21 protein-coding genes are annotated in these 19,051 nt (G+C 42.3%); 20 read left to right on the top strand and 1 reads right to left on the bottom strand.

Annotated elements, in window-relative coordinates; translation table 11 throughout:
* Positions 1 to 62 precede the first annotated feature (62 nt).
* The 8 genes from EKM80_RS09655 to EKM80_RS09620 all read left to right on the top strand — a co-directional run bounded on the left by EKM80_RS09655 (position 63) and on the right by EKM80_RS09620 (position 5,504).
* Positions 63 to 527 carry a DUF441 domain-containing protein gene (locus EKM80_RS09655; protein ID WP_125552918.1) on the top strand — a complete coding sequence of 155 codons (465 nt, stop codon included), beginning with the start codon at positions 63 to 65 and terminating at the stop codon, positions 525 to 527.
* A gap of 45 nt (positions 528 to 572) precedes the next feature.
* Positions 573 to 1,451 (top strand): CvfB family protein, encoded by an 879-nt coding sequence (locus EKM80_RS09650; RefSeq protein WP_125552917.1) that lies wholly within the window; start codon positions 573 to 575, stop codon positions 1,449 to 1,451.
* A gap of 28 nt (positions 1,452 to 1,479) precedes the next feature.
* Positions 1,480 to 1,965, top strand: a complete 486-nt coding sequence (gene fur / locus EKM80_RS09645; RefSeq protein WP_125552916.1) for a ferric iron uptake transcriptional regulator — start codon at positions 1,480 to 1,482, stop codon at positions 1,963 to 1,965.
* Positions 1,966 to 2,039: 74 nt separating this feature from the next.
* The gene (gene xerD / locus EKM80_RS09640; RefSeq protein ID WP_125552936.1) at positions 2,040 to 2,927 is read left to right on the top strand and encodes a site-specific tyrosine recombinase XerD; all 888 of its coding nucleotides are present in this window, start codon (positions 2,040 to 2,042) and stop codon (positions 2,925 to 2,927) included.
* A gap of 145 nt (positions 2,928 to 3,072) precedes the next feature.
* Complete coding sequence (locus EKM80_RS09635; protein ID WP_125552915.1) at positions 3,073 to 3,456, top strand: N-acetyltransferase; 384 nt, start codon at positions 3,073 to 3,075, stop codon at positions 3,454 to 3,456.
* Positions 3,431 to 4,183 carry a segregation and condensation protein A gene (locus tag EKM80_RS09630; RefSeq protein ID WP_225418855.1) on the top strand — a complete coding sequence of 251 codons (753 nt, stop codon included), beginning with the start codon at positions 3,431 to 3,433 and terminating at the stop codon, positions 4,181 to 4,183. Before EKM80_RS09635 ends, EKM80_RS09630 begins: the two co-directional genes overlap by 26 nt.
* A gap of 2 nt (positions 4,184 to 4,185) precedes the next feature.
* On the top strand, positions 4,186 to 4,773 hold the full coding sequence (gene scpB / locus EKM80_RS09625) for an SMC-Scp complex subunit ScpB (RefSeq protein ID WP_386699687.1): 588 nt from the start codon (positions 4,186 to 4,188) through the stop codon (positions 4,771 to 4,773).
* Positions 4,773 to 5,504 carry a pseudouridine synthase gene (locus tag EKM80_RS09620; RefSeq protein ID WP_125552912.1) on the top strand — a complete coding sequence of 244 codons (732 nt, stop codon included), beginning with the start codon at positions 4,773 to 4,775 and terminating at the stop codon, positions 5,502 to 5,504. Before scpB ends, EKM80_RS09620 begins: the two co-directional genes overlap by 1 nt.
* Before the next feature lie 33 nt (positions 5,505 to 5,537).
* On the opposite strand, the gene EKM80_RS09615 is transcribed toward EKM80_RS09620, so the two are convergent.
* Positions 5,538 to 5,792, bottom strand: coding sequence for a ferredoxin (locus EKM80_RS09615; RefSeq protein WP_125552911.1), 255 nt, complete (start codon positions 5,790 to 5,792; stop codon positions 5,538 to 5,540).
* A 142-nt stretch (positions 5,793 to 5,934) separates the two neighbouring features.
* On the opposite strand from EKM80_RS09615, the gene EKM80_RS09610 reads away from it, so the two are divergent.
* The 12 genes from EKM80_RS09610 (at position 5,935) to EKM80_RS09555 (ending at position 18,980) form a co-directional block, all read left to right on the top strand.
* Complete coding sequence (locus tag EKM80_RS09610) at positions 5,935 to 6,969, top strand: helix-turn-helix domain-containing protein (protein ID WP_125552910.1); 1,035 nt, start codon at positions 5,935 to 5,937, stop codon at positions 6,967 to 6,969.
* Positions 6,962 to 8,416: a RecQ family ATP-dependent DNA helicase gene (locus EKM80_RS09605; protein WP_125552909.1), complete on the top strand. Its 1,455-nt coding sequence runs from the start codon at positions 6,962 to 6,964 to the stop codon at positions 8,414 to 8,416. Before EKM80_RS09610 ends, EKM80_RS09605 begins: the two co-directional genes overlap by 8 nt.
* Positions 8,417 to 8,644: 228 nt before the next feature.
* Complete coding sequence (locus tag EKM80_RS09600) at positions 8,645 to 9,241, top strand: LysM peptidoglycan-binding domain-containing protein (RefSeq protein ID WP_125552908.1); 597 nt, start codon at positions 8,645 to 8,647, stop codon at positions 9,239 to 9,241.
* A 71-nt stretch (positions 9,242 to 9,312) separates the two neighbouring features.
* The gene (gene cmk / locus EKM80_RS09595) at positions 9,313 to 9,999 is read left to right on the top strand and encodes a (d)CMP kinase (RefSeq protein WP_125552907.1); all 687 of its coding nucleotides are present in this window, start codon (positions 9,313 to 9,315) and stop codon (positions 9,997 to 9,999) included.
* A gap of 77 nt (positions 10,000 to 10,076) precedes the next feature.
* Entirely contained in the window at positions 10,077 to 11,327 is a 1,251-nt protein-coding gene (rpsA, locus tag EKM80_RS09590; protein ID WP_125552906.1) for a 30S ribosomal protein S1, read from the top strand.
* Between the two features lie 176 nt (positions 11,328 to 11,503).
* A complete protein-coding gene (der, locus tag EKM80_RS09585; RefSeq protein WP_125552905.1) occupies positions 11,504 to 12,814 on the top strand; it encodes a ribosome biogenesis GTPase Der in 1,311 nt (436 codons plus the stop codon).
* Positions 12,815 to 13,034: 220 nt separating this feature from the next.
* The gene (locus EKM80_RS09580) at positions 13,035 to 13,322 is read left to right on the top strand and encodes an HU family DNA-binding protein (RefSeq protein ID WP_223877021.1); all 288 of its coding nucleotides are present in this window, start codon (positions 13,035 to 13,037) and stop codon (positions 13,320 to 13,322) included.
* Between the two features lie 307 nt (positions 13,323 to 13,629).
* Entirely contained in the window at positions 13,630 to 15,135 is a 1,506-nt protein-coding gene (locus EKM80_RS09575) for a helix-turn-helix domain-containing protein (protein ID WP_125552904.1), read from the top strand.
* A 161-nt stretch (positions 15,136 to 15,296) separates the two neighbouring features.
* A complete protein-coding gene (locus EKM80_RS09570; protein ID WP_225418854.1) occupies positions 15,297 to 16,751 on the top strand; it encodes a cell surface protein in 1,455 nt (484 codons plus the stop codon).
* A gap of 14 nt (positions 16,752 to 16,765) precedes the next feature.
* Positions 16,766 to 17,104, top strand: a complete 339-nt coding sequence (locus EKM80_RS09565) for an LPXTG cell wall anchor domain-containing protein (RefSeq protein ID WP_125552903.1) — start codon at positions 16,766 to 16,768, stop codon at positions 17,102 to 17,104.
* Between the two features lie 12 nt (positions 17,105 to 17,116).
* Positions 17,117 to 17,818, top strand: coding sequence for a WxL domain-containing protein (locus tag EKM80_RS09560; protein WP_125552902.1), 702 nt, complete (start codon positions 17,117 to 17,119; stop codon positions 17,816 to 17,818).
* 97 nt (positions 17,819 to 17,915) lie between these two features.
* Positions 17,916 to 18,980 (top strand): DUF916 and DUF3324 domain-containing protein, encoded by a 1,065-nt coding sequence (locus EKM80_RS09555; protein ID WP_125552901.1) that lies wholly within the window; start codon positions 17,916 to 17,918, stop codon positions 18,978 to 18,980.
* Positions 18,981 to 19,051: the final 71 nt, after the last annotated feature.

Below are 19,051 nucleotides of genomic sequence, written 5' to 3'. Positions count from 1 at the left end.
ATGATTCTGAATACATTAGTGCTTTCAAAGACAGGTATTATAGGGTTTAGAAAGTAGGTTTTATGGAAAGCTGGTTGTTTTTAGCAATTATTCTAGTGGTTGCCCTTTTAGGTAAAAACCAATCCTTGGTGATCGCATCAGGGGTAGTTTTAGTTTTAAAATTAATTCCGCATACGCAAAAGCTATTAACGACGATTCAGGCTAAAGGAATCAATTGGGGCGTCACCGTGATTTCAGTCGCCATTTTAGTGCCGATTGCGACTGGCCAGATTGGTTTTAAAGACTTATTGAATGCGTTTAAGTCACCAGTTGGCTTTATTGCGGTGGCTTGTGGCGTGCTGGTAGCCGTTTTATCCAGTAAGGGTGTTGGTTTGCTATCACAAAGCCCAGAAATTACCGTTGCGCTAGTTTTTGGTACGATTATGGGTGTCGTTTTATTTAAAGGGATTGCTGCCGGACCGGTGATTGCATCAGGAATGACCTTTGTGATCATCCAAGTTATGCAATCATTATCATTGATCAAATAAAAAATAGAAATTTAACAGCTTTAAGCTGAACTTGAAGGAGATATTATGGACGTAAATCAAGCAATGGGACATAAAATTTCGGTGACCGTCACCGACGAGAACGAAGATTATTATTTTGCACAACATGAAGGGTTTACTTACCGGATTGCTAAGTCAGAATTGACTAAGGAGCATCGGGTAACCGATGCAATTACTGGTTTTGCTTATGAGAATGAAGATCATGAGTTGCAGATCACAACAAAAATTCCCCGAGTTCAGATTGGTCGCTTTGACTTCGTACCAGTGGTAGCAGTTCGGCATGATCTTGGTGTTTTTGTCGATATTGGCTTACCGAATAAGGATGTTGTTGTTTCCTTAGACGAGCTACCAACGATCAAACAAATCTGGCCAGCACGTGGCGATTATTTACTAGTTAGTTTAACCATTGATAACAAGGGGCGTATTTGGGGTGATTTAGCTGATGAGGACCGTTTTCAACAAATGGCTAAAAAGGCTGATGCGAGCTTGAAGAACACCAATGTCGTTGGTACTGTTTACCGGCTGAAAATCGTTGGCAGTTATGTTTTCACATCCGATCATTATCTAGGCTTTATTCATCCCAGTGAACGTGACACTGAACCACGCTTAGGTCAGCACGTCAAGGCTCGGGTGATTGGTGTGCGGCCTGATGGTATTTTGAATTTATCGTTGCGGCCACGGGCGTATGAAGCTATTGGTGATGATGCGCAAATGATTTTAGCAGTTTTACAACATCAGCCAGAACAAAAAATGCCGTATACGGATAAAAGTAGTCCAGAAGACATCAAGCAATATTTTGGCATCAGTAAAGGCCAATTTAAGCGGGCACTAGGCCATTTAATGAAAGCCGGCGTGGTCAAACAAATTGATGGTCAAACGGTACTAGCTGAACAAAACGAAGAATAATTGATGAGCGTGAAAGCGGGGGATCAGGATGGTCGATCAGGCATACGTGAAAAAAATCAAGGCACAATTACATCAAGCAGGCTTTAAGTTGACGCCACAGCGGGAAGCTACCGTGGTATCATTGTTACAAAATGAGACCGGACATTTAAGCGCAGAAGAAGTTTACCTATTAGTTAAGGCGTCAACACCTGATATTGGGCTGGCAACAGTTTACCGAACTTTGGAAATCTTAACCGAGCTAAATATCGTTAATAAGGTAAGTTTTACTGATGGCCTGATTCGTTATGATCTCCGGCGTGAAGGCGCACAGCAGCATTTTCATCATCATTTACAGTGCACACAGTGTGGTAAGATCCAAGAGGTTCATGAAGACTTATTACACGATGTGGAACGTTTAGTTGAACAGCAGTATCATTTTCATGTTCAGGATCATAAACTAACTTTTCAAGGTATCTGTGCTGATTGTCAGCGCCATAATCGCGAGGCTCAGGCGGCAAAGGCTAAGGAAGAGTAGGGTTTGCTGCAGGCCAAGTGATTAGCGGCAACTTGCCTTGAATTAAGGAAGAGTGGGAATCTTTATTGGAAGTTATGACCAATCAACTTGCGGATTTTAAGCGGTATTTAACGGTTGAAAAAGGGTTAGCCCAAAATACGGTTAGCAGTTACACCCGCGATTTAACTAAATTTAAAACTTATTTAGAACAACAAAAAATGTCTAGTTTTGAACAGGATCGTTTTGTGATCATAAATTTTTTAGGCACATTAAAAACACAAAAAATGGCGACTAATAGTGTCATTCGGATGGTGTCCAGTTTACGTAAGTTTTACCGTTATTTGTTGGAAACAGAACAAATAACGATTGATCCGATGCAACAAGTTGATTCGCCTAAGAAGCAACAACATTTACCCCAAGTATTGTCGCAAAATGAAATCAAACGCTTGCTGGCTGTACCTGACACCACAACTGCGTTAGGTATTCGTGATCGGGCAATTTTGGAAGTGCTGTACGCTACTGGTTTACGGGTCAGTGAATTGACCCATTTAAAATTAGCGGAATTACACTTAAGCTTAGGCTTGATCCAAACAATTGGTAAAGGTGATAAGGAGCGTTTAATTCCCATTGGTGACGTTGCAATCGATTGGATCAACCGTTATTTAGAAACAAGTCGGCCCACGTTCTTAAAGTCAGGACAAAGTGAGCCGATTTTGTTTCTCAATCATTACGGTCGACCGTTTACCCGGCAAGGTATCTGGAAAAACTTAAAACAAATGGTTAAAGCAGCGGGAATTGATAAAGATATTACACCACATACGTTGCGGCATTCGTTTGCGACCCATTTGTTAGAAAATGGGGCTGATTTACGAGTCGTGCAAGAATTATTAGGGCATGCTGATATTTCAACAACACAAATTTACACCCATGTGTCCCAAAAACATTTACGTGAGGCATATAATCGCTATCATCCCCGCGCTTAAGAAGTATGGACGACGTTGAATTGCTAGTTCAAATAGTCAGCGTGATTGCAGTTGGTCTTTTTGTAAGAGTGGTATTATCCTGGGAAAATTGTTATGATAGGATAGCTATGGTTATAAACGAACGGTAAGGACTGGGAGGACTAGCATGTTATTAAAATACAAAACGGACTACGAGAAGATTGCGATGGGTCTGCTCTCCTTTATTCCTGATTTAAATGATGTTAGCCATCTAAAAGCTGAGATTGACTGGTATCAAGAACAGACTGGGCGCCAACTATTTTTATGGAAAAACGCAACTGGTGATATTGCTGGTGTTGTTGGTGTTGAACAGAATAAGGATTATCTCATTATCCGGCACCTGTCATTGAGTCCATCTGATCGGGATGAGGGTAATAGTTTCACGATTTTAGATGAATTAGGTCAGCTGTATCCAGAACTCAAATTAATGGGCACAATTGCAACAGCGCCATTGATTGGTAAGTGGGAACAGCGGCATAAGAAGGATGAGTTTAGTGGCCTTAACGGTTAAATTACCTGAATTTGAGGGTCCTTTAGATTTATTATTACATCTGATCAAGGATTCGGAAATGAATATTTATGATATTCCAATTGTGGCGATCACGTCACAATATATGGATTATTTACATTCCATGCAGCAAATCAAGTTAGAAATTGCCGGTGATTATTTTGTGATGGCGGCAACGTTAATGCGAATTAAAAGTCAATGGCTATTGCCGCAGCCCGAGGAACCCGTTTTAGCAGATGAGGAGCTTGATAATACTGATCCGCGGGATGAATTAGTTACGCAATTGTTGACGTATCAAACTTATAAGCAAGTGGCAACTGAGCTCCAAGGCCGTGAGCAGGAACGCCAAGCGTATTTTAGTAAGGCACCTAGTCTAATTGCCAGTGCAACGCCAGTGCCGATGCCAGAGCAGGCAATTCCACTGACGGCATTAACGGCGGCGTTTACGGCTATGCTACAGCGCCAACAACCACAAGTGGTTCAAACGCGCAAGCTTCAGCCAGAAACAATTACAGTAGCGGAAAAAGTGGCGCAAATCAAGCAGGTGTTACAACACAGTAGCCAACAACGCTTGGATTTTACGTATTTACTTTCGGCTACACCATCGATCGAAGAAACCGTTACGACTTTTATGGCGGTTTTAGAACTTATGAAAAATAAACAAATTGCTTGTTTTCAAGCACAAACGTTAGCACCGATTACGGTTGCCTTGAAAGAGGAAATTGCATGAATATCACGGCAGAGTTAGAAAGCTTATTATATGTTGCAGGCGATGACGGTGTTAGTCTGGATGAATTTGATCATTTACTGACGGCTTCAAGAGCAACGATCAAGCGGGCGTTAGCTGCTTTTGCGGATCAATTACGCGCCGACACACAACGAGGCTTGGTCTTGTTTCAATTTGGTGAGCGTTATAAAATGGTCACCAAGAAAGTTTACGCCGATCTGATCAAACGCTATTTTGCGACGCCGCTGACGACTAATTTGAGTCAGGCATCGCTAGAGACTCTGGCTATTATTACGTATCAGCAGCCAGTAACGCGTATCGCAATTGATGAGATTCGCGGTGTGCAAAGTGGTGGGGCCTTGCAGCGGTTGATGCTGCGTAAGCTAATTGAAGAACGGGGGCGTAAAAACGCGCCTGGCCGGCCGATCCTTTATGGCACGAGTGCTTTTTTTATGGATTATTTTGGCCTCAAATCATTAGCTGACTTACCACCTTTGCCAACAGCCGCTACGCCAACAGACACTACAGCAACTAATCAGGATCTGTTTGCACAATTTGAAGCACAATTAAAAGATAAGGAAGAAAATCATTAATGGAAAGACTACAAAAAGTGATCGCCGCCGCAGGGATCGCATCACGACGTAAGGCCGAACAACTGATCAGTACTGGACACGTACAAGTCAACGGTCAAGTGGCTAAAGCAATGGGGATTCAGGTTGAACCCCATGATCATATTGAAGTTGATGGCGTGCCACTGACAACCGAGAAGAAGCGTTATTTCTTACTGTACAAGCCGCGGCGTGTGATTTCATCCGTTCATGATGAAAAAGGACGTAAAACCGTGGTCGACTTATTTCCAGAAGTCAACGAACGGATATATCCAATTGGACGATTAGATTACAATACTTCTGGTTTGATCATTCTCACTAACGACGGTGAGTTGGCGAATTTATTGACCCATCCACGTTATCGTATTGAAAAACAATACACAGCCAAGGTCGAAGGTATTCCTAAGGTCGAAGCACTTAAAAAGCTACGGACTGGCGTTAAGTTAGCAGCCAAAACAACGGCACCAGCTAAGGTTAAGCTGTTATCCAGTGATCGGACCAAGAATACAGCCTTGATCAATTTAACGATCCATGAAGGGATGAACCATGAAGTCCGCGATATGCTGACAGCAGTTGGGTATCCCGTTAGTAAGTTAAGCCGAGAACGCTACGCCTTTTTAACGACTGACGGCATGACTGCAGGTGATTCACGACCATTACAACCACAAGAAGTCGCATCACTAAAAAAATTAGCCCGCACTGGCAAAATACGCTAGCGGACTAAATAGGCTCATGATTGTGCGGGGCGCCTATAATAGGTGCGTCGTACTTTTCTTATCTGCTGGTGGAAAAGGCTGTGTTTGCCGCTTAATAGCACCAGTGGGGCATTGGCGGTAGGCTTGTTTAAACGCCGTCAACTGTTCTGGTGGAATCGGCGTAGTGCCTTGATTATGATCTGGGCGGTAATAAGCAATGCCTTCTGCATCGTAATTGAATAACTCTGGGGCGCATAATTGGCATAAGCCACAAGCAATACAAGCGTCACGCTGAACACGACTATACATGAAAAAGACTCCTTAAGTATTAATTATTAACCTGATACTATGAAAGAATAAGTGGACAAAGGGTAAAACGCATAACTGGCTAAAGTTGTCATTATATTTTTGGCCTAATTTGGTGCGGTTACCATAATCTGGTGGGTGGAAAATGGAAGATCAATTATATTTACTTTATTTATTCGATCAAAAGCAGTGGCGGCGGCCGTTAGCCATACAAGCGTTACTTAAAGGTAAACGAACAGTATCGAATCTTTACGCTGGCCTTGACTACGATCTGTTACCATTATACCAATTATTGCCACATTTGCCGGCGGAAAAATTTCAGCAAGCCTTAAACCAATTGCTGACAGCGGGATTATTGGAACAAGCGGCCCGCGCGGTACGTTTAACGGCAACTGGTGTAGCGGCTAAAGCAAGGTGGCAGACCGCCGCTATTTTGCCAGTTAATTATTCTGGTTTTGAATTTCAGCATAGTCGTGAATTTAGTGATAGCTTATTTTTAGCGACACAGGCGGTTTCGGAATTACAAGCGCATAATCGGCGCTATTTTCCTTTAGAGGTCAGTGCTGCCACCCAATATCATGTCAAGCAGTGGTTATACCAGCAAGATATTAGCTTAGTGGCTGAGCGGTTGCAACACGAATGGGAGTTACTGTTAGGTGCGTTGCCGCAACAACAGGCCGATTATTATAGTCAGTTTTTACTGGGCTATCAGGTCCAACGCGCTACGACCAACCAAGCTGATCAATTAGCTGGTTGGTCGCCATTGACTGGTGAATTGGTGCGGCAAGAGGTTAGTCATCATTTTTTACGCTTACTGACGACTCAGGCCGCACGGTTTCCGTTATTGGCGGCTTTATGGCAACCATTGGCTAGTGGACCACTTAGTCAAAGCGCTGCGCAAACACTGGCGATGCTACAGCAAGGTTGGTCGCTGGAGGTGATCAGTCAGCGCCGGCGCGTGAAAGTTAATACATTGAAGGAACATTTATTAGAAGCGGCAATTTTATTGGCTGATTTTCCTTTTGCTACTTATTTATCGACTTCAGTACGGCAAACACTGGCGCTTACTTTTGACCAACAACCAGTGGATCAATGGCGTTTTGACCAATTGGCGGATTCTGGATTAGATTTTTTTGAATTTAGGTTATACCAAATTGAACGGAGGAAGCAGCATGGTTGAAGCAGCACAAATTAAGCAAGTCTTACAACAGCGCTTCGGCTACACAGCGTTCAAACCAGGTCAAGCAGAGGTGATCCGTGCTGTTTTAGCTGGTCAGGATACATTTGCCATTTTGCCAACGGGAACGGGTAAATCACTGTGTTATCAGTTGCCGGGCTATTTGCTGTCTGGACAGGTGGTGGTTATTTCACCGTTGCTATCGTTAATGCAAGATCAGGTGGCACAATTACACTATTTAGGTGAAAAGCGTGTTTTGGCACTGACTTCAACATTGGACGCTACGACGCGGCGGTCTAGTTTGGCCCATTTTAGTCAATATAAATTTATCTTCTTGTCACCGGAAATGGCAAATCAAGCACCGATCCGGCAGCAATTACGCCAAGCACAGGTTGACTTATTGGTGGTTGACGAAGCCCATTGTATTTCACAATGGGGTGTTGACTTTCGCCCAGATTATTTAGGACTGAAATCACTACGCGCTGCGATTACACCAAAGGCGACACTAGCCTTAACGGCAACAGCGACTAAGCGCGTTCAAGCCGACATTTTAGCTAAATTAGGTTTGTCAGCAACTGATACCAAACAGATCGTACATTCGGTTGATCGTCGTAATATTTATCTAGCCACGGAGGCGGTAGCGGATGACACCGCTAAAGACCAACGTCTGATCGAGTTATGCCAGCAATTAAAGCAACCCGGTATTATTTATTTTTCCAGTCGGCAAAAAGCTGAAGAAATCACGCAGTTATTACAACAAAAAGTAACGGCGCGAGTTGCTTTTTATCATGGGGGAATGGCTAGTCAGGATCGTTTTGCTGTACAGCAACAATTTATGCACGGTAAATTAATGATTATTTGCGCGACTAATGCATTTGGTATGGGAATTAATAAAGCGGATGTGCGCTTTGTGATCCACTATCATCTACCGAGTAATCTGGAAAGTTATTTGCAGGAAATCGGCCGTGCTGGACGTGACGGCCAGCAAAGTATTGCGTACTTGTTATATGCGCCCCGCGATTTTCAATTGCAGGCGAATTTAGTGACTAATACATTGCCTGATGCCGCGCTGATCAAGCAATATTTTGCTCAGCCACAACGATTTGCGAATGCGGCTATCCCGGAAATCGACTTATTAAAATTTTACCGGCAGCATGGTCAAGATGCAGCAACTTTACAGCACTTATTTGCTAAACGGCGGGATGAGAAATTATTAGCACTGCGCAGTATGTTAGCCTTTTTACAGACACCAGGCTGCAAACGCCAATTTATTTTGAATTATTTTACTGATCCAACCAAGGTGACCCATGATGCCACTTGCTGCAACACGACAACGCCACCTGATTTAGCGGCATTAGATTTATATCGGCCAACAACCATAGCTGACACTGAATCACAGCAGCAAAATTGGCAGGAACGCTTAGCGGCTGTTTTTACGACCACAACTTAAGCGCCACTTAAAAGCAATGCTAAATCGAACCATGATGCCAGAATCGCAATGGGTACTTTTTCCAAACAGGGCGAGCCTTAAAGGAAATTTAAAGAATTTTAAATAAGATTATGTTACAATATTTGCTGAAGGTTTAGCAGAAAGTCTATCGCTAATTGCTCACACGCTAGTAACTCACTGGCTTATTTCTGCTGAACGGAGACGCTTGGTGAGCAAGAAGGAGCAACGATGAGTAAACGAGATCAAAAGTTAACCGATGATAAACCATGGGATGCAAAATTTGAGGATGATCGCGATGATAAGGGTAATTTGTCGCGATCAGCAACTCACCGTAAAGATAAGAGTAATACATTATTTGTCACGATCCTGACAATTGCACTTTTAGTGTTAGCTGCCTTACCAGTTGGCGCTTGGACGATTTGGCAAAATCAAATGAATCGACCTGTGGCAACGGAAAGCGCCGTTAGTAGCAGCAGTAGTAGTGCTAAGCAGACCACAACGGCTAAGAAACAAGCCACTAAATCAACTACTAGTCACAAATCAAGTAGCGCCAGCTCACAAGTTGCGGCTAGTACTGTCGCTGATAGCAGCAGTAGCGTTGAGAGCGCCTCTACAGCCGCTAGCACCTCAAGTGCGACTAGTTCATCGGCTAGCTCGTCAAGTAGCTCTAGCAGCGCAAATGCAAGCTATGTATCGGCTGGTTCTGGTCAGGGCTTATATACCATTGCAAAAAATAATGGGTTGACGATTTCTGAATTATTACAGTTGAATGGTCTTACTAGTACTAGTACAATCAAGCCAGGCCAACAAATACGGGTAAAATAAAAAAATAGGTGATGACGAGATTGCGGCAAAAGTCACAGTCTCGATTTTTTTGAACAAGGGGATTTTTAATAATGACAGCAGGGTTACAAATCGCAATCGATGGACCAGCATCGGCCGGTAAAAGCACAGTTGCTAAATTAGTGGCGAAACAGCTACACTATACATATTGTGATACGGGTGCAATGTACCGCGCGTTAACATTAGCGGCGATGCAAGCGCAAGTTGATTTAAAAGATGAAGCAGCCGTTTTAGCAGTCTTGGCTAAGATCACGATCAGTTTTAAACCCGGCGAGCCTGAGCAACAAGTTTTTGTTAATGAGCAAGAAGTAACGCAAGCTATTCGCCAACCTGATGTGACTAATAATGTATCGACGGTGGCGGCTCTAGCCGGTGTACGGCAACAATTAGTGCGCCATCAGCAAAAAATTGCTGCCGCGGGCTCAATTGTGATGGATGGTCGTGATATTGGGACTGCGGTTTTGCCACAAGCACCAGTAAAAATTTATTTAGTTGCTAGTGTGGCTGAACGAGCACAACGGCGCTATGCGGAAAATATTCGTAAGGGTATCGACACGCCTTTGACGGTTTTACAACATGAAATCGAGGTTCGCGATAAAAAAGATTCAACCCGTAAAGTTTCGCCATTAACACAAGCAAAAGATGCTGTACTAGTCGATACGACAGCGTTATCAATCGAACAAGTGGTTGCCAAAATCAGTGCAATCACGGCCCAAAAACAGAAAGATAATAATAAATAGCAGCTTTTTGTGGCAATTTAAGTCATTTTACTATAAAATAGACAATGTAGTTTCAAGCTGTTAAGGAGGATTTTGGCATGAGCGAAGATAATACAAACCAAGTTGAAAATAAAAATGCCATGGCGGATGCTTTAAATAGCGTCCACGATGTAAAAGTCGGTGACATTGTGAAAGGTGAAATCTTGGCAATCGACGACGACAAGCAATTAATCGTCGGTATCCAAGGTACTGGTGTTGAGGGTGTAGTTCCAGTTAAAGAATTAGCTAGCCAACCAGTTGCTGATATTGCAGAAGTAGCGAAAGTCGGGGATGTCCTTGATCTCGTTGTTATTTCTACGATCGGTAAAGATAAGGAGAATGGTAGCTACTTACTTTCGAAGCGTCGCCTTGAAGCCCGTAAAGTTTGGTCTGAAATTCAGGACAAATTTAATGCTGGCGAAAACATCACGGCACCAGTTACCGAAGTTGTTAAAGGTGGCTTGGTCGTTGATGCTGGCGTTCGTGGCTTTATCCCAGCATCAATGATTCAAGATCATTTTGTTGATGACTTAAATGCTTATAAGGGTAAAGAATTAGAATTGAAGATCATTGAAATCGAACCAAGCGAAAATCGTTTGATCTTGTCACATCGTGCTATCGTTGAAGCTGCTAAGGCAGAACAACGTGAACATGTTTTGGCAACACTTAAAGCTGGCGATACTGTTGAAGGTACCGTTGCACGTTTGACTTCATTCGGTGCATTTGTTGATCTCGGTGGCATTGACGGTTTAGTCCATGTTTCTGAAATCTCATTTGACCGGGTTGAAAAACCATCTGATGTGCTTAAAGTTGGTCAAAAAGTCACGGTTAAAGTCTTATCCGTTGATGCTGATCGTGAACGTATTTCGTTATCGATCAAAGCCACTTTACCAGAACCTTGGACTGGTATTGAAGAAAAAGCACCAGCTGGTAGCGTTTTGGAAGGTACAGTTAAGCGTTTGACGACTTTTGGGGCTTTTGTTGAAGTCTTCCCTGGCGTTGAAGGTTTGGTTCATATCTCACAAATCTCACATCAGCATATCGCAACACCTAACGAAGTTCTTTCTGAAGGTGAAGATGTAAAGGTTAAAGTACTTGAAGTTAATCCAGACGCACATCGTTTGGCATTATCGATCAAAGCATTAACACCAAAACCATCTAGCGAAGAAAGTCATTCAGCACCAAAAGCTGAAAAGAACGATTATCAAGATAATAATTCAAGCTATCAAGATAACGACGAAGGTGGCTTCACCTTAGGCGATTTGATTGGTAATGAATTAAAACGCAGTACTGATGACAATCAAAAATAAGTGATCAGTCATATTGGTTGAAGGGATTGGTAATGACCAATCCCTTTTTCTATGCACACAGATCAGAATTAGTTTAGTGACTAGTTGTTACAGTTTGCTGGTCGAATATGCTATGATCAAGTGATTGCAAAAATAAATTTAAAACAAGTGTGAAATTTAAGAAAGTAGGCGATAAAATGGCAAAACCAGTAGTGGCTATTGTTGGCCGGCCGAACGTCGGTAAATCAACCGTCTTTAATCGGATCGCAGGGCAACGTGTCTCCATTGTTGATGATGCGCCTGGTGTAACCCGTGACCGTATTTATACATCGGCTGAATGGCTGGGCCACGAATTTAATTTGATCGATACTGGTGGGATCGATATTGTCGATCAACCGTTTGTTGTGCAAATTAAAGAACAAGCAGAAATTGCAATTGAAGAAGCTGATGTGATCGTTTTTGTGACGAGTGTTCGTGAAGGTATTACGGATGCAGATGAAAACGTGGCGCGGTTGCTTTATCGTTCTGATAAACCAGTTGTTTTGGCAGTTAATAAAGTTGATAATCAAGAATTACGCCAAGATATTTATGATTATTATGCGCTTGGTTTTGACGAACCAATTGGTATTTCCGGTGTTCACGGTATCGGTGTTGGTGATTTGCTTGATGAGATCATCAAACATTTTCCAACTGATATTGAACCAGAAGACGAAACCCGTATTCGCTTTAGCCTGATTGGCCGGCCGAACGTCGGTAAGTCTTCATTGGTTAACGCCATTTTAGGCGAAAACCGTGTGATCGTATCGGATATTGCTGGGACAACGCGTGATGCTATTGATACACGCTTTGCTGCGGCCAACGGAACTGAATTTAACATGATCGATACAGCTGGCTTACGTAAACGCGGCAAGGCTTACGAAAATGCTGAAAAATACAGTGTTTTACGTGCGATGTCCGCCATTGATCGTTCGGATGTTGTTTTGGTCGTATTAAATGCTGAAGAAGGCATCCGCGAACAAGATAAGAAGATTGCCGGTTATGCTCACGAAGCAGGTCGCGGTATTATCATTGTGGTCAATAAGTGGGACACCTTGAAAAAGGATAATCATTCACTAAACAACTTTGAACAGGCGATTCGGGCTAATTTTGCTTATTTAGACTATGCGCCAATCGTATTCGTTTCCGCAAAGAGCAAGCAACGACTCAACCAGATCCCAGGTATGATCGAGCATGTTAGCGAAAATCAAAGTCGACGGATCACGTCATCAACGTTGAATGATGTCTTATTAGATGCTATTGCAACTAACCCAACACCATCATCAAACGGGAAACGATTACGGATCTATTATGCAACGCAGGTAGCGGTCAAGCCACCAACGTTTATTGTTTTCGTCAACGATCCTGACATGATGCATTTCTCGTATGAACGTTTCTTAGAAAATCAGTTGCGCAATGCCTTCGAATTTTCCGGTACGCCGATCCATATTATTGTTCGGCGGCGGAAGTAGGTTAAAGCCTGATTTAACAATAAAAACGTCGAATTATGAAGACTTTTCTCATATTTAGTGGTTTTTAAAGAAAAAGCGCTTAAAAATATGAAAAAACCTTGCTATCAAGGCGTTCCTATGATATCTTTGATTCAGAAATGATGTTGCAAACCATTATTTCAAAACTGCTAAGTGCAGTACTCATTTTATATTAGACAACTGTCTAATTGTTGCTCAGGAGGTGACATTCACTATGGCAAACAAAGCTGAATTAATCGAAAACGTCGCTAGCCAAACTGGTTTGACTAAAAAAGATGCAACCGCTGCTGTTGATGCTGTTTTTGGTTCAATCCAAGACACATTAGCAAAAGGCGAAAAGGTTCAATTGATTGGTTTTGGTAACTTTGAAGTTCGTGACCGTGCTGCTCGTAAGGGTCGTAACCCACAAACTGGTGCTGAAATTGAAATTCCAGCCAGCAAAGTACCTGCATTCAAACCTGGTAAAGCATTAAAAGATGCAGTTAAATAAAGCATGATGAACTAGCAATTTCGGTTGCTAGTTTTTTTATACCGTGAAAAGGGCTAATTTAACGTTAAATTAGCCCTTTTTGCGTTACACCGCTAATTTGAGCTGTTAGTTATTAATTTTGAGCAGACAAAAGTGAAATTAGTCTAAAGCAGTAGCGTTGGTGGCTTAATATAAGCAGTCAATTGTTTGGCGTCGCAAATTCTTCATGTTTTGGAATAACTTTAACCTTAAATGAACCTTAAAATTAAGAAAATGAGCAATTAAGTTTTAATAACGATGGTATCTTTTTGTGGAAAGGGGCCAGCTTATGTTTAAAGAAGACTTATTAGATAAACAGGACCGAATCACAGTGTTATTACTAGAACAGCTTTACTGGGCGGATGGTGCGCTTAGTAAGCAAGTTTTGAGTCAACGATTGTCAATTTCATTATCTTCGTTAAATCGTTATGTTGAGCAATTAGTAATTGATCTACAACCTGCGATTATTAGTAATGTCGTTGAGCTACAGCTAACACCTAATCAGATACAGTTAAACTTAGCTGGTCAAATAACCCTAAATGAGTTGTGCTTTGATCACGTTTTTCGCAATGCGATCGATTATCAAATTTTATTGTTAATGTATCGTAAGGGTAAAGTTAATTTACAAGATTTTATTTTCACGTTGGCTATTAGTGAGGCCTCGCTGTATCGGCATATTCAACATATTAATCGGGTATTGCGTGAATTTAAAATAGCAATTCGGCATGGGCAATTAGTTGGTTCAGAATTACAGATTCGCTATTTTTATTACCAGCTGTTTACCCAAGTATTACCGTTGGAAATTCAAACTAACATTGTACACGATCAATATATCGCCCGCTTGGAAAGCTATTTTGCTTATCAATTTAACACGGTAGCAGCGCAGCGAATCAAATTATGGATTACAATTTCACGCCAGCGGCAATTAACAAGCGTAAAGTTCGATCAGCAACTACCGCCAGCAATCGCGGAACTTAGTCGCAATAATGTACTGTTCGAACGGATCAATCTCTATTATTGCCAATTGTTCGAGCGGACCAACGCGGCAACCGTTGATTTTGAAACCAAGGCTTTGTTTGCCATGTTGCTAGGCATGAGCGTGTTCAACAGTCACGCCACGGTGGTCCGTCAATTTGCCGATATCTATCAAAAAAATTACACCGAATTAAGTCGGTTGCTGTTAGCCTTTAACCAAACTATTTGTCAGGAATTAGCAATTAAACCTGAACAATGTCCGTTTAGCCTTACTAAATTATTGTTTGATACTTTGGCGCAACCGTATTTATTTACTGGTGAGCTGGCAACCTTTAATTCAGCGGCGACTATTTATTATCAGCAATTTTATTTTACAGCTGAACTGCAAGGGCTGGTGACCGATGTGATCGACAAGTTAAAGCAAAGTGATTATTCACAGTTAGGCTTGATCGTAACAACTAATCAGGCTTATTTTCAGGATTGCTTATTGTTGATTATCAATGAATTTCAAACGCAGCAACGACGAGAAATAACGATTGGCTTAGCGACTGATTTTACGGATGTCTTTGAACGTTTATTGATCGGCAAATTACAGCAACGATTACACAATCAATGGCTGATCAATATCACAATGTATCAGCCAGGGCACGATTATGACCTAGTCATAACTAATCATAAATTAGCTACGGTTGCTGCTGATCAACAAATTTATCAATTAACGCACTTGGGCACTAAACGTGACCTGCATAATATAGAAGAAATAATATCCTATATCGGATGTGGCAGAACACTACTTGAACAGACTAATAGCTTTGTTTAATAGCAATAAACACTTTAATTAAGTGATTATTGCTATTTTTTTGTCCTTTAAATTATTTGTTTTATCATTTTTGGTAATGTTATTATCATTTTTGATAAACTATTTTTAATGATATCGGTTACAATTAACTTGTAAAAATGATTAGGAAAGTAGGTGGACTTATGCGGACTAGGATGTGGCGCCGCTGGCTAAATCTATTTGCTCTTGTCAGTTTGGTCGTTGGAATTGTGGGTAGTTCAGTTCAAGCGGCGACCACAGTAGCGCAACCAGAATTGACCTTAAGTGGTGTTAGTGATTTAGAAGTGGCGTCAAGTAATGAATTGATGTTAACAGCCGTTAATGTCCCTGCTGAGACACAGATTACGTTAACCTTACCAGCGGGACTGACAACGGACGTAGCGGCACTTAACCAGCGTAACAATACCAGTAGTGAGCAATTCAGTGCACGACTTGAGGCAACTGACCTATTGATCACCACACATGCAGCAACAACACTTAAGTTGGCAATTCCCATAACAGCAGTCACCGCAGGCAATTACCAATTACAAGCAACTGCAGGAACGCTACAGTCTAATTTCCAAGCAATAACAACTACAGAGACTACCCCAGAGGCTTCAGAATCAACGGCTTCTTCTGAGTCAACGGAAGCTACTGAATCCGCAGAATCAACAGCTGATGCAACTTTACAGCAAGAAGAGGCCACTAGTGAAACTGAAGCCAACAGTACTGTCGTTGTGGATGAAGATTCGACCTCAACCCCAAGTACCCCAGATTTAGATTCCAGTCTTGAAACAGCAGCAACGACGCGTGCAACATTTTTCTTGAGAGCTGATCAAGCTACTGGCACCAGTGATATCGCAACTAGTTTTTATTATGGCGGCGACTTTACACTTTCCGGTACACTAAATGATACGCTCAAGGAAAAACTGACTTTTGTTCTTGTAGCCTATGCGCACAGTGGTCCTGGTAGTGTGCTTCAGAATAGAACGTTAGGTACTTTTAATGCGATTCTCGGCGACAATCAGCCATGGAAGTACGTTGTTCCAGATAGTTACTTCCCAGATCCAAGTACTGCTATGGCTGGAGCCCTTTATTCGTTTCGAATTGAGGCACGGCGAACTAGTGGTGAGATGGTCTCAAGTTCTTTTAAACTAGCGTACATTCAAGGCACGATCGGTATCACTGCACCGAGTCAGATTAATTTTGGCAATAATCTTGATGTGAAGGCAACCAATGCCGTAACATATATGGGCAGAATTCCAACTGGTGACAAGCCCTTGGCGGTGGAAGATACGCGTGTTTTTCCGGCAGGTGTGAAGATCAACGGCTGGAAACTAACGGCGAGTTTAACTAAGCAGATGACTGGTGAAACCACCGGTACGGTTTTAACTGATAGTTTGCACTATTTGAACAATGGCACTGACTATACATTGTCTAGCGCTGCCAGTCCAGTAGCTAGCTTAACCACAGCAACACCTGGTAAAACCACTAATCTCTCTGATAAGTGGGATGCACAAAATGGCTTGGCTTTTGAACCAAAGCCGGGGCAACCGAAAGCTGAAAAATACTCTGGTACGGTGACTTGGAATTTACAAGAAACACCGCCGAATTCGTGAAAGGGGTCACGCTGATGAATGCAAAGAAGCTCATCTTAAATTTGCTACTAGCTGCGGCACTCCTTTTACCGAGTACGGCTAGTTATGCCGCAATCAATAGTCAGGCGCAAACAAGTTTTGTGCCCAACGCTGCAACCACACCGGCAGCGGTTGTTAAACCAAGTGTACCGAATCAGCAGGGAACAAATCAGGGTACTGGTCAAATCAGTTCGCAAGCAGGCAGCGCCCAATCAGTACTACCGCAAACTAATGAACAAGCTTCTTGGGGATTAACCCTTTTAGGCAGTGGTCTACTGATTGGATTAGCAGGATTAAGTTTTAAAAGCAGGTTAGGGCAACATAAATTAAATTAAGAGGTGACTAGCATGATTAAAACAAGTGCTTTGGTAACAATGACATTACTCAGTGGTTTATTGATTGGTGGGACAGCAACAAGCGTGAGCGCAGCTGTATCCAAATCAGAAGATTCAACTGCGACAGCTACTTTTACCGACACGACTGATCCTACTAATCCAATTGATCCTGAAGACCCTGATCCTAGCAATCCAGGCCCTGGTCCTGGTACTGGTGAAACAGGACCGTTGACCATTGATTATGTTTCTGATTTAGATTTTGGGACACATGATGTACCAACCGCAGATGCAACTTATACAGCTGCAGACGATAAAACAACTGAAGGCAAAGCAATTTCTAATTTTGTTCAGGTGACTGATCAACGTTCTGGTGCGGTTAAAGGCTGGACCTTGACGGTTATGCAACAGGATCAGTTTGCCAATGAGAGCGACGGTAAATTAAATGGTGCAGCATTATCCTTCTCAGGGACGGCGATTACGACGACTAACAATGCTGAAAAAGCACCAACAACACATGATGTTACTTTAACGCCAGGAACGTCATCAGTTATTATGGACGCTGGCGCTGGTGCTGGCTTTGGTACTTGGGCGGATAAATGGGGTGAAACTGGTGCTTCAAAGGCTAAATTAGACGTCCCAGTTGCGGCCCATCCAGATGCAACCACCTACACATCAGAATTAACGTGGACCTTAACTGACGTGCCCGCAAACTAATAATCAACCCGTTCGACTAATCATACTCAGGCGTGCTCAAAAAGGCAGTTAAAGCTGTCTTTTTGCCGCGTACTAACGAATAAAGGATGTGTGTCTGTTGAAACGACGAAATTTGGTATTAGCTACTTTAGCCTTAATTTTAGGACTGTTTACTTGGCTCCAGCCTGCTGCGGCTAGTGAATTGACTTTTGGGGTAGAAACCAATCTGCCGGATAATCAAGTCACCAAAAACGTTAATTACTTCGATTTAAAATTAGCGCCAGGTGCGCAACAGACGATTAGCACAACGGTGACCAACCTGACTGATAAAGCGGTTAAGTTAAAGCCGGAAGTTAATGCGGCCACGACTAATATAAATGGCGTTGTGGAATACACTAAGGTTAAAGCAAAAGCAGACACCACATTACGTTATTCGTTAGCAGATTATGTTAAGCCGGAGCAAAAAACCATTAATATCCCAGCTCATCAAAAAACTGCGGTTAAGTTAAACGTTACAATGCCAGCGGGCAAGTTTAATGGAATCCTCGCTAGTGGGCTTAGACTACAAGATGTCAACGCGCTAGATGCGCAAAAGAAGGCGACTAAGGGAACAACGGTACAGAATCAGTACGCCTACGTGATTGGCATTGTTTTGCATCAAAATACGCAAGCCGTGACCCCACAGTTAAAATTAGGCCAGGTCGCGGCCAGCCAAGTTAATTATCGGAATGTGATCAACGCCACTTTGCGTAATGTGACGGCAACCTATGTCAATCAATTAACGGTCAAAGCCAAGATTTACACGCGTGGTAGTCAAAAGGTTAAGTACCAGCAGACCAATAAAGGGATGCAGATGGCGCCTAACTCTAAATTTGCTTTTCCTGTGCGTCTAAACAGTCAGCCCCTAAAAGCAGGTAAATACACGTTGGACCTAGTTGCAACTTCCAAAGGACGTAAGTGGCATTTTACCCGGAACTTTGAAATCGACGGAACAAAGGCAGCTAAGTTGAATAAGCGGGATGTAACGATCAAACCTGACTATACTTGGCTGGATACCTTGATTGGTGTCATTATTTTGGTGATATTGATTGGTATTTTCTGGTTCATTAGTCGACGGAAATTAAAGGCTAAAGAAAAAGAAAATGCGGCTTTACGTGCTGAATTAGATAAACACAAAAAGTAAATAAAATAACGATGTGGTGTACTAGGCCCTGTCAAGTTGACAATTGAAATAATATAAACTTTTATCTGTTT

This window comes from Loigolactobacillus jiayinensis, assembly GCF_003946445.1.
Classification (GTDB): domain Bacteria; phylum Bacillota; class Bacilli; order Lactobacillales; family Lactobacillaceae; genus Loigolactobacillus; species Loigolactobacillus jiayinensis.
This window is presented reverse-complemented; position numbering and strand designations above follow the sequence as displayed.

What these genes read in the sequence shown, in the direction of transcription:
- xerD (WP_125552936.1), top strand. Translation starts at nt 2,040, where the DNA reads ATGACCAATCAACTTGCGGATTTTAAGCGGTATTTAACGGTTGAAAAA.
- EKM80_RS09650 (WP_125552917.1), top strand. Translation starts at nt 573, where the DNA reads ATGGACGTAAATCAAGCAATGGGACATAAAATTTCGGTGACCGTCACC.
- cmk (WP_125552907.1), top strand. Translation starts at nt 9,313, where the DNA reads ATGACAGCAGGGTTACAAATCGCAATCGATGGACCAGCATCGGCCGGT.
- EKM80_RS09560 (WP_125552902.1), top strand. Translation starts at nt 17,117, where the DNA reads ATGATTAAAACAAGTGCTTTGGTAACAATGACATTACTCAGTGGTTTA.
- EKM80_RS09655 (WP_125552918.1), top strand. Translation starts at nt 63, where the DNA reads ATGGAAAGCTGGTTGTTTTTAGCAATTATTCTAGTGGTTGCCCTTTTA.
- EKM80_RS09620 (WP_125552912.1), top strand. Translation starts at nt 4,773, where the DNA reads ATGGAAAGACTACAAAAAGTGATCGCCGCCGCAGGGATCGCATCACGA.
- EKM80_RS09605 (WP_125552909.1), top strand. Translation starts at nt 6,962, where the DNA reads ATGGTTGAAGCAGCACAAATTAAGCAAGTCTTACAACAGCGCTTCGGC.
- EKM80_RS09635 (WP_125552915.1), top strand. Translation starts at nt 3,073, where the DNA reads ATGTTATTAAAATACAAAACGGACTACGAGAAGATTGCGATGGGTCTG.
- rpsA (WP_125552906.1), top strand. Translation starts at nt 10,077, where the DNA reads ATGAGCGAAGATAATACAAACCAAGTTGAAAATAAAAATGCCATGGCG.
- der (WP_125552905.1), top strand. Translation starts at nt 11,504, where the DNA reads ATGGCAAAACCAGTAGTGGCTATTGTTGGCCGGCCGAACGTCGGTAAA.
- EKM80_RS09575 (WP_125552904.1), top strand. Translation starts at nt 13,630, where the DNA reads ATGTTTAAAGAAGACTTATTAGATAAACAGGACCGAATCACAGTGTTA.
- EKM80_RS09610 (WP_125552910.1), top strand. Translation starts at nt 5,935, where the DNA reads ATGGAAGATCAATTATATTTACTTTATTTATTCGATCAAAAGCAGTGG.
- EKM80_RS09630 (WP_225418855.1), top strand. Translation starts at nt 3,431, where the DNA reads ATGAGTTTAGTGGCCTTAACGGTTAAATTACCTGAATTTGAGGGTCCT.
- EKM80_RS09600 (WP_125552908.1), top strand. Translation starts at nt 8,645, where the DNA reads ATGAGTAAACGAGATCAAAAGTTAACCGATGATAAACCATGGGATGCA.
- EKM80_RS09570 (WP_225418854.1), top strand. Translation starts at nt 15,297, where the DNA reads ATGCGGACTAGGATGTGGCGCCGCTGGCTAAATCTATTTGCTCTTGTC.
- EKM80_RS09615 (WP_125552911.1), bottom strand. Translation starts at nt 5,792, where the DNA reads ATGTATAGTCGTGTTCAGCGTGACGCTTGTATTGCTTGTGGCTTATGC.
- EKM80_RS09565 (WP_125552903.1), top strand. Translation starts at nt 16,766, where the DNA reads ATGAATGCAAAGAAGCTCATCTTAAATTTGCTACTAGCTGCGGCACTC.
- fur (WP_125552916.1), top strand. Translation starts at nt 1,480, where the DNA reads ATGGTCGATCAGGCATACGTGAAAAAAATCAAGGCACAATTACATCAA.